Genomic DNA, 14,243 nt, shown 5'->3' with positions numbered 1-14,243 from the left:
CCTCCTATTCAGGAATCAGTTCGTACATTTCTCCGTATTTTTTCCCGTCCGTAAAAAACAGGCGGACGACGTCTTTTTTTCTGACCTCGATCTCCGGCATCAGATTGACACCGGGCTCGAGATCGCGAATGAAATTGTATCGGGTTCCATCATCCTTGTGGGCGGGAGGAGAGCCTTCTTTTTTTACGTAGCAGAGTACGTCCCGCGCGATCGGAATCTCTGAAAAAATGCGAATCTGCAACGATTGATGCTTGCTGAACCAGCTTCCGCCCCGTTTGAACGAGTAGTAGATTTTGGCCTTTCCTGTGCTGACATGGATCACATGGGCATCGCCGTCTGGCATGAGCAGAATTGGCTTGCCATTTTCCAATCGGCAAGGAAAGATGCGGTATGTGTATCGGCCGATGCCGTCTGTTTTTTCCCGCAGCCCTTTGTGGACTTTGTATTCCTCTCGGGTGTACAGCTTGAACTGACGATCATCCAGCTCGTTTACGTCAAAAGGGGCGCCAAACTGCGTCTTGTGCACGTACACGCACGGAATATCTTGCGCCCAATGCCAATTGAGCACGTATTCGCTCCCTTGATGCTGGCAGGTGACGTCCTTGATGAAGGTGTCTGTTGTTTCCTCCCGATTAATCATGATTCATCATGCTCCCTTTACAGATCAAACCGCTTGCTGCTCTGGTTCCCGGCGTCCAAGGCACGGGGGCTTTGTCTGGTGTTCAGTCTGCGCTTTGCAAAAGACGATCCGTCACTCGTGGAAGCTGGCACAAAGAGAGTGAACAATGTCAGGATGACGGCGAGCAAAGAACACGCCAGTAAACGTACCACCATATCGAGCAAATCGATTGACGACAGACCCATTTCCAAAACAAGTCCAGCTAACAATCCTGATACTGCCCCGCCAATCGTGAAGCTTTTGGCCAGATAGCGATTGTCAAAAACCAGACCCAGCGCCAAGCCGAGCAAAGCACCGATGATCAGAACACTGACCACACGGGTGATGGCGTAAAACATGCTTTCTTCTGTCGCTCCTGTCCGCTCGGAAACAATATTGCGGTCTGTTCGGCTCATATCGTAAATCTGTCCAAAGATTCCTGTCATTTGGTCCGCGTGTTCGACATTGAAGTAGCTGCCGCCAGTCTCAGCAGCGATCTTTTGAAGCAGCGCCGTTCCGTCTGCATCGATTTGGCTCATGCCGACCGTATGGACAATCACTTGGTTTTGCTTGTAGGGCGCAAGTGCGGCAGGGACATCCAGATCACTATAGCCGTCTGACATCAGCACGACGGTACTGTTCGCCATTTGATTGGCTTGCAGCTGGTCCAGCCCCGCTTGCAGTGCCAGGTCGATCCGGGTGCCTCCATCCGTTCGCGGATATTGGAGCAGCTTCTTCACAACCTCATCCTTCGCAGACTGGCTACTCAGCTCAGTGAGGGGTTGCAGCACATTCGTTTGATCGTGAAACGTAACCACTGCTATGTTCATGTCACTGTCCATGCGCTGCACCATGTCGGCTGCTGCTTTGAACAATTGGTTATCCGGGTCAGACGACTGCATGCTGCCTGACGTATCCAGAACCATAATAATATTGTTGGCCCCGCTGGCCTGTTGAAACGATGACCCGTACAGCAGCTGAAGCAAGAGCGCCACTACGCCCACCATCAAAAACGTGCTGGGCACGAGCATTTTCCAGGAAAAGCCCAGATAGCGCTGCTTCCAGCCGATTCCATTCAGTCGTGGCGAGATCATTTCCGCAATGAGGCACATCAGTCCTACGAAAAAGGCATATTGACCAAAATAAAGTCCCATTAACAACCATTGCGGTATTTCTCCGGACAGCTTGCCGAGCATGACTTCCCCGACCAAAAATCCGATCACGCCACCTACCAGACTACACACTAGCATGAGTAAGCTTACCCTTCTCTGACTCATGACGACTCATCTCCTTCTACACGGCGAAAGACAAACCCGCTGTCCTCATAGGAAGCATGGTATTTCTTGTTATTGCGGTAAAACATCAACTCTTCCATGCCGAATCCACCCATCTGGTTCATTTTTTCTATCCCGCTTTTTTGTTCCTCGTGGATGCAGCCCAGCTTGTAAGTTCGTGTGCTCTCATCCTTGTGCAGCGCATACTGGACGAAGTCGTTGTGAATATCGGCAAAGAAGTACTTCTCTTCATAACGATGCTTTTGCAAGAAATGGAACACTTCGATGTGAACCGCTGCCCGCTCTTCCAGCACCAATGCCAGATCGAGGAACAAATCCTCCTTCGTCAGCACGGTTCGGTTATCGTAAGCAGCCCCGACGTTGGCACGCGCAAGCAGCTCCGCTTCAAAAGACAAAGCAAATGGCGCACGGGTGAGAATCTCGTTCCGGCAAAACTGACACAGCCTCTCCACGAGTCCGGCGAGTCGATTCCCGCTGAGCAGAGCGCCGCTGCCAATATACCGTTGTTCCATGTAAAAATCACTGCCGCGTGAAGCTTCCAATGACCGGATCGTTTCATGGACGACAGATTCGTAATATTCGTCTACGTTTTTGCCCAAGTAGTCAGTCGCTTCTCGAACGCTCGTCTGGGCGATTTCCCGCAGTTGCTTATGCAAGGCTTCCAGCTGCTCGACTTGCTCACCTAACTGCCGATGAATCTGCTCTGCCTGTTTCTCATAGCTCACAAGGATGGAGAGCATCATCTCCCAATCCAGCAGCTCCAGCTTTTTGCCATAAACAGCGTCCAGCAAATGGCGAATGAAGGTCCGCACACGCTCCTTATCCCGTGTGAAAAACCCTCCTACGCGAATGTCCTGCCGATCCACCCGCTCTTGGTAGAGATCGACCAGCTCGGCTTTAATTTTTTCAACCTGTCGAGATGTCTCGCGAATGCCAGTGTGCAGCTCATCCAGCAGGTTTGCTCCATTGGCATGTTCGGCAGTGAGATAGTAAGCCGCATACAGCCCAAGCCGTTCATCCTCGATGACGGCTTTCTGAATCAAATCAGCCAAGGACTCCTGAGACAGCATGTGCTCCAGACGTTTACGCGCCCCGGAAACGACATTCGCCTCAAAAAAAGCTTGGCTGCTGCCGTCAAACAAAGCCAGCTCCGCTTCGCGCATATTCATACTGCAAAGCTCGCTGTAGCTGATGCCAGAGGTCATGAGCCCCGTCATTTCCTCCAGAATATGATCCTCAGGGAGAATGCCAGCCAGTTTTCGCTGCAAATCATGCGCAGTCAATCCGAGCTTTTCTCTCGCTTTTGTCTTCGGCAAAACCTCGCCGTCCTGGAGTCGCTCCCAATAGCGGTCAAATACTGCGGACAGCACCGTCAGCGCAATTGCATGAGTCGGTCGCTTCACTTTGGATAGACCAGCAGACGCGAACTTGGTCTGCCCGTGGTCAACCGTGATGCTGCGCATAAATTGCAGCTTGTTATAGCCGTCGTTGCTTTCATGGAACTCCGACTCTACCTTTTTGTTGTTCAAAAGCACCAGCTTGCTGATCAGCTCGTAATTTTCCTGCATGCCGCCTTCGATAAACAAGCCGTGCTCTGTCTTGTCACTCAATAGGTACACCAGCGAAAATAACGGTGCGTTCACATGCTCCACAGGCAGTTTCACGAGATCCTCTGTTACCAAGAGATTCGCCCGATAGCTGTAGTCGCTCCGCTGATAGCGATTGACCTCTTCCAAAAAGCTGACCGAGAGCGCTGTCGAGAACCCGAATGCTTCCCCGTTGTTCTTTTCCTGTAGCAGAACGTACAGATCAACTGATACGTTTTTAAACAGCTCGTTGAGGTAGCCCTTGAGAAGCAGCGTCAGCTCTGGCAAAAGGATCGTGGCAGGGTCATCCGCCCTTGCCACGACAGCAATATTGACTTGCTGAAAAGCAGTGAACAACTTGCCCATTTCCGCTACCCGCACGCTTGCCAGCTTCATCACCTTGTTCAGTTCCATGGTGACAGCTTCATCGAGTAAAAAACGCTCGTGGATCGAGGTACGCATCTTTTTCTTGTCGGCATCTGCCTGCGGCAAGCGGCAGCCGATTACTTGCGGATGCTCCCACGTTTTGTCCTGATACGCATGGACATAAAGAACACCGTGACCATTTTGCCAGTTGCGCTCATTGTGGGCACGAACAGCTTGCAGTGCCTCTACGCTCTTATCCCCGAGAAAGAGGAAGAGCACGGGGTTTTGAATGCTTCGCTGTCCGTTTCCGCTATCCAGTTGTCTTTCCAATTCCGTAACGTATTGGGTCGCGAACTCTCCAATCAAATCCCTCATGCGTCCTCCTCGGTTATTAAACGATCGTGATTGTTTATTGCAGCGTCTTGCGCATATCGTTTACTTTTGACCAAACCTTTTTGTAGAACTGGAACAGCTCTTCACCGTTCACGTATTCGTCGCGGTCGTATTCCAGATCGTTTTTCGTTTCTTGGAAGGTCGCCGCAATTTCATCGAGTTTTGCCACCAGTTGTTGCGTATCCTCTGCGGAGGTCATCGCGTCACTGCGTTTTGCAGCCTTGCGCTGGATCGTTGCCATGCTCTTGTGATCCAATGCGCGGAATTTTTCATAGATAGCGAATTCGACGTGCTTGTTGACCTTCATCAGGTTGATGAATGGCTCCCACGCATCTTCTTCCTCATCCTTGTCGTAGACGTACAGCGCACCGCGCTTGCAAATCGTTCCTGTGTAAAGGGCTTCGATGAATCGGGTTACCAGCTCTTCTTCGTCCTTGATGGCACCTACGATCTGCTCCAGCTCCTGGATTTTGGCCTCGATTTCTTCGTATTTGCGCACTTCTTGTTCGATCAGGCGAATCTGTTCAGGATAGCGAATCAGGTTTTCTTTTGCCATCTCTTCATTGATACTGCCGAACACATCACGCGTAAATTCTTGCTCCAGACCATCCTTCATAAAGGCTTTGAGCTCAACCAATGCACGCTTGATCTCACCAGGGCTCAGCTTGGTCGCGTCTCCTTGCGCTTGGTGCTTAGCCAAGAATGTAGCAAGCGAGAACGGCTTCGTCACGATGGATTCATAGCGGTTGCTGGTCTTGCTGTCGCTGCCTTTTTCGCGGATGACTCCGTAGCGCACTGCACGGTCAAACAGTTCGCGTACTTTGGCGTTGTACGCTTTGATCCGTCCGTTTTGGTACGTATCTCCCCACGATTTTTCAGGAATAGGGGATGGGAGGTACGCCCAGTTGTTCTTTTCCGTTTGAACGAGGTGGCGTCCGATACCCTCTCTGTCCAGAATTGTACGTTCGTAGCTTTCCTCGTAGACCTTCAACGGTGTGTAAGCGAACAGTGGAACACCGTTTTTCGTATTCAGCCAGAAGATGCGGTTTTTGACTTCGCTTTCTTTGACGGTAAAGCGCGATCCGCTAATCGCTGTATTTTGATAGTTTTTAATCCCCTTCAAGATCGATGGTGCTTTCAGCGGCACGGATACAAAGCCCCAGGAAGGGAAGTGCATATTGCCGAGATTGTTGCTCAGATGGAAGACCGGAATCGCCTCTTCATCCAGCTTGCTCGCAATCTTGCGCTCTACGATGCGATCGAGTGTCTCGTCCTGACCGTATTTGATCACGAGGAATTCTTCCATCGACTTGGTGATCACCTCACCGAACTTCTCCGAGAGGAATTCGGAAATCGAGCTGACGATATCCAACTCCTGCTCTTTGACCCACTGATCGGAGTGTCGCAGCAGCTCGCTGGTGAAATCGCGGATCAGGTCATCCGCCTCTTTTTGGTCCAGAATGTTGCTGACGACTTTGGAGATATCCGGCACACTGACGATGTTCCAGTAGTATGTCTTGTTGCCAGTGCGGTCGCTCTCTTCGCCGCCGTTGATCAGGATGTCGCCGTTTTGCTCGAAAATTTGGTTGAGTGCGTTCAAAATCTCAGTAAATACGTTATAAATGCGATTGTTTTCTGCATTCAACAAACGGTGCAGCTCTTCGTAGAATTCGATCATTTGCTCCAGCTTTTCCTGATCAGCCAGGAGCTGGTATTCGTTGATCTTCGCTTCGATGTAGCTGTTTTTCTTCTTCTCCTTGGAGATGAATGCACTGCGGGCATCGCCCAGCTTTTCATTCGCGTTTTCGCGAGCGCCCTCGATCTCAGGCGGGAAGCTCTCCAAATTCGCCTTGAGGCTCTCTATGTAGGAGAGGATCATTTTCATCAGGCAATAGCCTTTGTCCGAATGAATCAGACGGGACGCATAGAATGGTCCTTGCTGCGGGTGCAGGAATACACGCGTGATCATTTCGCCAAAAACAGAGATCATGTCGCCTGGCATCTGCTTTTTGGACTTGATGTACGCTTCGCGCGCTTTGGCGAGATAGCCTTGCTCCAGCTCGTGGTCGATGCTCACGACTTGCTGGGTGATCACGTTGCTGTAGTTCAGACGCTCGCTATTTTCATAGCCTGGCAACGGTTCAGGAACGCGCTCTTCGAACTTGCGGGAAATCGAGTCGATGTCGATTCCGAGCTTGCGGGCGAATTTCTCCGCATCTTCTTGCGTCGGTGCTACCGTGAACATTTTTTCCATCTTTTTAAACAAGCGATATGCCAAGTACGTTGTCATCTCTTCGATTGGCAAGACAGCAGAGGAAGCACCGATGACGTTGTATTGGTAGTTGGCTGCGTACGCTTTTGGCATCTGGTTGATGTTCGTACGGATGTTGCTGATATAGTCGTGGATCGCAAACTCTTCACCCGAGCGCTTTTCTTCGCTCGCCATGAAGTTCGTAATGTTCTCCGCAGTTACGTTCATGCAGTAATCGTAGGCGTTTTCCAATGCTTTGCCTTCGAGATTGGTCGCAGAAATCAAATGGCACAGGTTGAATGGCGGCATTGGTGATTGGACGGTGAGCACGTTGCCGTATTGCTGGCGGAAACGCTCGTTGCGCTCATCCGCATTCATCCAGTAGTCCAGCTCTTTTAAGGCCGCATAACCGTTTTTCATGATGTAGTCGCGTGTGTGTGAGCTGAGGCTCTTGTTCGACAGGTTGACGTCAGGCGTGAACAGGTAGCCCAGCGTATTCACCTTGTCTACCCCCGCACTGCCGAAGTCGCGCTCCAAAATGCCTCGCACGATATAGGCGATGTCGAGGAAGCAACCACTCCCCGTTCCCCCGGACAAACCGCTCAAGAGGAATACGGTCAGCTTTTTGTTCGTGCCCTCGCACAGCATCTTGATCTTTTTCTCAATGGTTTGGACCACCTGCGTAATTTTCGTAAAGAGAAGAAGTCGACCTGCCTGGCGTACACCCGATGCTCCGCTGATTCCGTCCGTAATCGTCAGCTCTGGTGAGAGCCAGTCAGTGATGTACGGCTCCAGAATGCTGCGATTCTGCAACACACCGCCGATCTCAGGATTGGACAGGAGTACGAACTCCGTCACTGGATCGAGTCCGATGCCCTTGTACTTTTTGTTGCGGTCATGCTCATTCGTTTCAAACGCGATGAATTCAATATTGTCCGGCTTTTCCTTGCGCTTCTTGGAAAGCTGGTCTACCGGCAGCTTGAAGCGTCTGTTCACTTGGTATTTCAGGCGCAAAAGCGCATCAATTCCTGTACCGCCAAGACCGATGACGAGCATCGGGTTATCGATTGTATCTACGCGAATCTTGTCACTGACGATTCCTCCGCCGAGGGATACGTCCAATTGTTGAATGTGTTCTCTCACAACTGCTTTCATAATCGACTCACTCCTAGACGATGTAATCTACATATAAGGACTTGTTCACATTCGTTAACGAAATTTTGATGCGATCGTTTTTCTTCAGCTCTTTGCCTTTGCTTGCATCGAGTACACGTCCCGCCTTTTCGATTCGGCAGCTCGAACGGTTTTCGATGATCAGCGTATCGTTTTTCCCTGGTAAAAAGATGACTTTCTCTGTCTCTGCAAACTCAGGGGCGAGCTGCAAGAGCTGGTGCAGCTTCACTTTTCCTTTGAAAGCGTTCAGTTTCTTGTACTGCGGGTTGGACTTTTCGCCCGTATCCTCATCCACGATCTCGATAGCGATTTGGCCCGCGAAGCCCTTGTTCGCCTTGCGATAGATCGACAGTGCGTACAAGCCAGCACCGATCAACAGGATGAGAACTACGGTACCTCCTACTACGGTCATCCACGGAAATGGTTTCGATTCGGTCACAGGATCAGTAGTTGTGGCCGGCTTGTTCGCTCCAGAACCTGCCGTTTGGGAAGCATCTAGAAGGAGCGGCTTCGTCTCCCGATAAAAGCTAGTGTCTTCTGCCTTGATTTTTATCTCGTACGTATGGTCAGCCGGGATTGTGAAGCTGCCTTCGAACCCGCTGCCCGTGTTGTTCAGGACGACCTCATTCGTCTTATTGTCCGTCTTGTCATTAACAATCAGTGTCGCCTTCATCTGCTTGTACAGATCAGGGCTCGCTACCTTCTGTCCATTTGAAACAAGTGCAGCCTTGATCGGTACGACATCGCCAGCCTTGAAGCTCTTGGCTGTGACTGGCTCCATCTCCAATTGCAGATCGTAGTTGAAGATGAGGTTAATATCGATTTTATCCTTCGGGGCACCTTTTACCTGTAGCTTCCAATCACCCTGCTGTGGCTTGACCAGCTTGATCATCGTGTACGCATTGGACTTCGACATTCTGACCTGGTTGGAAGGGATTGGCACTTCCTTGCCCGCTGGGTCATACAGCTTCGCTTCCACCTGTTTTTGCGACATGATCGAGATATTGGCTTCCATGACGCTGCCATTTGGGATTGGGATCGGAATCTCCTGAGCTTGACCGTTTGCGACGAAGCTTTTAACCGGGACAACCTTCAGCTTCAAGTGATTCGCAAAGATTTCGCTTAAGATTTGCGGGAGCTTGTCCGCTGTGCTCGTTTCAAAAAATTTACCATTTGTCTCCGCAGCAATCTGCTGTAGTGTCGTGCGGTTAAGCTGACCGTCTGCGTTCAAGCCAATCGTGTAAATCGGATAGCCTTTGTCCTTGGCCTCCTTCACTGCTTGCTGCAGCTCTTGATCAGACTGTGCTTGGGTACGGCTTGATGCTTTGTTCAAATAGTTGTTTCCATCTGCCAACAACACGATGATCGGCGCATTGTTTGGATTGCGTCCCGCATCAAGGATTTTTACGGCTTCCGTTACCCCGACGGAGATATCGGTGTAGGCTCCTTTTTGCAGGCTATCGATGAAGGCTTTGATATCGTTCTTGTCTTCTTCGGAATTAATTTCAAGCAGTGCCTTTTCCCGCTCAATCTTGTCAGTATAGGCGACTACACCGACTTTGTTCGCTTGAATCGACGTCATGTCGACGAACATTTTCATCGCTTCGTTGCTGACTTTGTTCTTATCGCTTTGGGTCATGGAATTACTGACGTCCACGACCAGGACAGCGTCCATATTGTTTCCGCTCGTTTGCGCATAGCCTGGGTGAGTGACGGAGAGGACACTGACCAAGAGCAGGGCAAGACATGCTACGTATCGACATAACATTCGGAATCGTATTATTTTCATAAGAGCTCCTTTTCTTGTTTGGAATCATGTTCAAAAAGTTGACTTTTCAGCACCGAGAAGATGGCGAGAACCGTAAGAAGGAGGAGCGGAATGTAGGCTATCTACATGAGCACCGGACTTCTGAGGTGAACGCCATATTCGATGTCGAATAACCTTTCTTGACTGCTTCGTGATCAAAAGGCGACTTTTTGAACCATCCTTTGTGAAGTGTTGCAAAGAAAGTAAGACTATGACACTATTACCACTAGATTCAAGATATAGAAGACAGATGATAAAAAAGTACTAGAATGATTGCCCCTTACTCGTAATACGATACGACATGATTCTTTGTTACAGATTTCGACAACTTCGTTAGGAGAAATTTTATGTTAACTTACTTTCTGTTGTTTGCGGCTTTTTTGCTGCTGGCGGTCCGATTCCTCAAGCTGCTGCGACTAAAACGGCGCAATCTCTCCAACGCCGAAATCGATCAGCATCTTCATGCCTTACTGAATGAGAAGAGGGATTCACCATGAGAAAACGAATCGGCGTCCATTTTCGCAAAACCCGTAAAACCACTCATACGTACGAAAGAATTCAAGCGTGCACGCGATGCCATACGTACCATGTCCTGTGGGAGACGCATTGTGAGACCTGCGGGAGAGCCTACACACCGATCCGCCAGGTTTCCCACGCTGTGACGCGCCGCTATGTGCAGACACGCTTTTTGCTCTTGGGCTTGTTCGTCTGTCTTGCTGTCCTTTCTGCGGAGACCCTTTTGCAATTAGCTCTCGCAGGAGGGATTGGCTGTGTGTTGTTCGTCCTGTTTTTCGTGATGCAAAAAAAATACGGCATCTATGAAAGAGACGTACAATTTCAACACTTTTTAACGAAGGAACAGGATACGCTCAAGAAGTCACTCCTCCGTCATTTGGAGGAAGTGGGCAACGACGTCAAAGAAGGACACCTCAAGGAAGCTTATGAAAAAACGAGAGAGATCGGACATTTCATCGATTCCGATACGATCAAGATACGGAAGATCATGTTCCTCAATCATTACGTCCTGCGCAAAGACATGGAGCTGGAACTCGAAACACTCATCCCGTCTATGTACGACAAGGACTTCATGGAATATGTGCGCGAAGTCATCAAGGTCCAGCCTTCGCTTGTCAAAAAATCCGTGCTTACCTATGTTAGACGTTATAAAAATCAAATATTGTTGCTGGAAAACGGGGATCAGCTCATCGGTCAAGTGGCAGGTGCAGCGCTCCGCATGAAGTCTTATGTGGACGAGTATCAGGATCTGATTATCGAATTTATCGATTTTTTGCCTCGCGAGCGCCTTCTGCGATTGGCAAAAATGGTACAAACCCATAAGAATGAAGGTTGGGAACAACTATATCATTCTACCAAAAACAGGGTAGATACGCATTACGCGTTTGACCCGGATTTCAAAGGCATACTGTGAAGGAGGAGCCTTTTATGCTGCCTATCTCTCCCTATCATAGGTCCCTCTGGGTCCGTAATATTTTTCTCGGACTCTTTGCCTTGGGTTTGATCGCTGTTCTGTTCAAGCTCGGATTCGGGTACAAGCAGATTACGTTATATAAACAGGCAAAGGCGTTTTATGAACAAAAGAACCTGCTGCAAGCCGAGGAAACCTTTTCTCGTGCGCATGATATGGCTGTCCTGACCTACGGGGATGACGAATGGAATTCCATCATGCTCCAGCTGACTTCTATCCGTATCGAGCTGGAAGGGCTTTACCAGTACTCGCGTTCAGCCATCTCGGAGAAAAAGGTCGCAGAGATCGGTGCAATCTATGAACAATACCAAGCAGTCAAACAGAAATACCAGAATCAAAAGGACGTACCAGCGATGTTTTTCCAGCAATTGTCCGCTCACTTGGGTATGGATAAGAGCTTTTCCGATTATTACTTGAATGCCTTGCAAACAGCCAAGGCTCAGGCACAATCGAATCTCGAAAAGGAAAACTATCAGGACGAATCTTTCATCGAAACACTCCTTGCCATTCCAGATGAATACTACGGTGGCAAAGAGAAGAAGCAGGCTGAGCTCTCGGCCTTGTTCCAGAACTATGAAAAGACAAAGCTGCGGAAATTGATCGCTTCGGCTTCTTTTGAGGAAGTCATCACCAAAACAGCTACCAGCATACGCCAATACAAAAAACTGGGTATCGAGACAGATTGGTTAGTGGGTCAGTTGGAAAAGTATGCGCTAGCTGAAATCAAGGAAGTCATCCGATCGAAGGATTTGAGTGCCTTCGTTGACATGGCAGCCGCCTATCGCAAAATCGAGGATGTACTGTCCAGTGATTCACCTGTCCTCGATTCGGTCACCCGCTATCTGGAAGGCAAGCTCAAGCAGGCAGAACAATACATCAAGTCGTTCGAGTTCACCAAAGCGCGTGAATTGTACGAACAGTTGAATCCGCTCCAGGATACGGCTACACTCCTGTCCGATCTGGAAAAGCTCTGGTTGGAATACGATCCAGCACGCCTATTGCAATTGAGATATCCAGACAGAACGTTCACCGACATGCTCTCCGGCACAGATCGCTGGGGAGCAAAGCTTTACGCATTTGGACTCTCTAAGGCAGATCAGCGTCTTTATTTCGCAGCGAAAATGCCAAATGACTCGCTCCTCTATCTGGATCAGTCGCTCGATGTGGACATGAAATCGGCAAAGGCTAAGATTGACGATACTCTCGGGAGTAAAGAAAAGCCTGTGATTATCGTGAGTGCATCCGGCAAGGAACGTGCTAACGCCTACGCGGCACTGTCTCCGAATTTGACAAAAGAGTCACTCGAAAAGCGCTTTTTGGTCGAAGCTGATGAACTCAGCGTAGAGGACTCCGAGCATGTGATCATGAAAAATACAGTGGGAAAAGGAGAAAACGAAATCGCTTTGTTCAAGCTCGAGGACAATGGCTTGGCTTACATTGAAAAGCTGGCTGACTTGGAGGAGAGCTCCGAAGAAACGACCGAGGGAACTGAGTCAGGAGAAGTGACTTCCCCTGCTGACGGGTCGACACAGGAGACGGATCAAACTCTCCCTGCCACTCAAAAAATCGATGTTTTTGCAGGTCCCGGTGAAGAATATGAGAATATCGGTCAGGTAGCAGATGGTTCCTTCCAAGTCATCGCAGATCTGAATGGCTGGTACCAGATTGTGTTCGATGGAAAAGAAGGCTGGATACGTGCTACCGAATCAACGCCGTAATCTGTTTGCTGAATGAGGAGCTCCCCTCGCGATCATGGCACACCTTCCTTGATCTGCGTCAGGAGCTTTTTCTCATTTTTTCACATTGCGCCAGGTATCAGATTATTCTATAATTTATTTTTATTTTATAGGCAGATAAGGAGTGAGAAGAGATGTTTGGAATCGTTCATTATGAAGCATTTCTGATGACCGCGATCATGTTGAACCTGATACCCGGCTCAGACACGATGTACATCATCACCCGCAGCATTTCGCAAGGTAAACAGGCAGGTATTCTTTCGGTTCTCGGCATTTTGACAGGCTCACTCATTCACACGCTCTTGGCTGCTTTCGGCTTGTCGCTCATTTTGGCGCAATCCATCGTGCTTTTTAACATCGTCAAAATATTGGGCGTCGCCTATCTCGTCTATTTAGGCATTCGGATGCTCATGACGAAGGAATCACCAGCTTTTGATACAGCCGATTCCAAGAAGCTGAAGGGTGAAAAGGTCTATCTGCAAGCGATCCTGACAAGTGTCACGAATCCAAAGGTCGCCCTGTTTTTCATCGCCTTCCTTCCGCAATTTGTTAGCGCGACGGAAGCCGGACCACTCCCTTTCCTTATTCTTGGCCTTACTTTTACCGTTACAGGTGGCATCTGGTGCAGTCTCCTCGCCCTGTTTGCTTCCTTCGCTACGCAAAAATTGCGCAATAATCAGAAGTTCTCTGTCATTCTCAACAAGCTGACGGGGATTGTGTTTATCGGGATGGGGTTGAATCTGTTGCGGGCGAAAGCAAATCCTTAGGAGGTTATCTATGAAAAAGATTATTTCTGTACTCGCACTCATTCTTTGCTTTGCTTTTTTACCTGTTCAAATGATTGAAGCGCATCCAGGCAGAACAGATGCAAATGGTGGGCACACCTGTAGAACAAACTGCGAAAAATGGGGATTACAGTATGGAGAATATCACTATCACAACGGTGGCAGTGGTTCTTCCAACAGCCAAGTGAAAAAATCGGCCCCTCCAAAACCAGCGGCCCCCCGTACACAACCTAAAATACTACCTTCGAAAACCATTGTAGCTGTAAACAATGCTAACGTTTATTCTGCTCCATCAATTGACTCTGTCGTTACTGCAACCCTATGGTATGGTTTTGAAATCAAAGCATCCGGTACACAGCCGGAATTTATCTCCATGGATCAAGGTTACGTTTCCAAAGCAGTGGTCACCTCTTATACACCAATGACTCCTAAGACTGTCAAAATTCAAGGAGAGAAAGGCTACTTCTTCTCGACCCCTTCGCCAGAAAGTCCAGGCAGGGGCTACGCTGTCAGAGATGCACTTGTTCAAGTAGTCGGTGAACATGGAGATTGGTATTACGGCTCCACCATCGATGCAAACGGGAAGGTTTTAGTTGGATTTGTTTCGAAAAGCGTTGCCTATTAACCGTAGAATGAAGACTGAAAAAGCCAGGCAGGAGATTCTTTCTCCTCTGGCTTTTTTCATGTTCAGAAATTGTTTAGGTCGA

The 14,243-nt window shown here is 49.1% G+C and carries 10 protein-coding genes; 5 read left to right on the top strand and 5 right to left on the bottom strand.

Annotation, left to right across the window (positions count from 1 at the left end; all coding sequences use genetic code 11):
- Nucleotides 1-4: 4 nt before the first annotated feature.
- Genes FB479_RS14280 through FB479_RS14260 form a run of 5 tightly spaced genes read right to left on the bottom strand, consistent with a single transcriptional unit; the run spans nucleotide 5 to nucleotide 9,511 of the window.
- Complete coding sequence (locus tag FB479_RS14280) at nucleotides 5-640, bottom strand: beta-mannanase (RefSeq protein WP_106654981.1); 636 nt, start codon at nucleotides 638-640, stop codon at nucleotides 5-7.
- A gap of 17 nt (nucleotides 641-657) precedes the next feature.
- Nucleotides 658-1,935 carry a vWA domain-containing protein gene (locus FB479_RS14275; protein WP_142065753.1) on the bottom strand — a complete coding sequence of 426 codons (1,278 nt, stop codon included), beginning with the start codon at nucleotides 1,933-1,935 and terminating at the stop codon, nucleotides 658-660.
- Nucleotides 1,932-4,280, bottom strand: coding sequence for a hypothetical protein (locus tag FB479_RS14270; protein ID WP_142065752.1), 2,349 nt, complete (start codon nucleotides 4,278-4,280; stop codon nucleotides 1,932-1,934). Before FB479_RS14270 ends, FB479_RS14275 begins: the two co-directional genes overlap by 4 nt.
- Before the next feature lie 34 nt (nucleotides 4,281-4,314).
- On the bottom strand, nucleotides 4,315-7,704 hold the full coding sequence (locus FB479_RS14265) for a tubulin-like doman-containing protein (protein WP_142065751.1): 3,390 nt from the start codon (nucleotides 7,702-7,704) through the stop codon (nucleotides 4,315-4,317).
- A 13-nt stretch (nucleotides 7,705-7,717) separates the two neighbouring features.
- On the bottom strand, nucleotides 7,718-9,511 hold the full coding sequence (locus FB479_RS14260) for a vWA domain-containing protein (RefSeq protein WP_106654987.1): 1,794 nt from the start codon (nucleotides 9,509-9,511) through the stop codon (nucleotides 7,718-7,720).
- A gap of 365 nt (nucleotides 9,512-9,876) precedes the next feature.
- Between FB479_RS14260 and FB479_RS30515 the strand changes: the two genes are divergently transcribed.
- The 5 genes from FB479_RS30515 to FB479_RS14240 all read left to right on the top strand — a co-directional run bounded on the left by FB479_RS30515 (nucleotide 9,877) and on the right by FB479_RS14240 (nucleotide 14,161).
- On the top strand, nucleotides 9,877-10,026 hold the full coding sequence (locus tag FB479_RS30515) for a hypothetical protein (protein WP_007724683.1): 150 nt from the start codon (nucleotides 9,877-9,879) through the stop codon (nucleotides 10,024-10,026).
- Nucleotides 10,023-10,958 carry a hypothetical protein gene (locus FB479_RS14255; protein WP_106654988.1) on the top strand — a complete coding sequence of 312 codons (936 nt, stop codon included), beginning with the start codon at nucleotides 10,023-10,025 and terminating at the stop codon, nucleotides 10,956-10,958. Before FB479_RS30515 ends, FB479_RS14255 begins: the two co-directional genes overlap by 4 nt.
- 14 nt (nucleotides 10,959-10,972) lie before the next feature.
- The gene (locus tag FB479_RS14250) at nucleotides 10,973-12,733 is read left to right on the top strand and encodes an SH3 domain-containing protein (protein ID WP_142065750.1); all 1,761 of its coding nucleotides are present in this window, start codon (nucleotides 10,973-10,975) and stop codon (nucleotides 12,731-12,733) included.
- Between the two features lie 152 nt (nucleotides 12,734-12,885).
- Nucleotides 12,886-13,518 carry a LysE family translocator gene (locus FB479_RS14245; protein WP_142065749.1) on the top strand — a complete coding sequence of 211 codons (633 nt, stop codon included), beginning with the start codon at nucleotides 12,886-12,888 and terminating at the stop codon, nucleotides 13,516-13,518.
- 10 nt (nucleotides 13,519-13,528) lie between these two features.
- Nucleotides 13,529-14,161: a YHYH domain-containing protein gene (locus FB479_RS14240; RefSeq protein ID WP_142065748.1), complete on the top strand. Its 633-nt coding sequence runs from the start codon at nucleotides 13,529-13,531 to the stop codon at nucleotides 14,159-14,161.
- Nucleotides 14,162-14,243 lie beyond the last annotated feature (82 nt).

This window comes from Brevibacillus sp. AG162, assembly GCF_006715575.1.
GTDB classification, from domain to species: domain Bacteria; phylum Bacillota; class Bacilli; order Brevibacillales; family Brevibacillaceae; genus Brevibacillus; species Brevibacillus brevis.
This window is presented reverse-complemented; position numbering and strand designations above follow the sequence as displayed.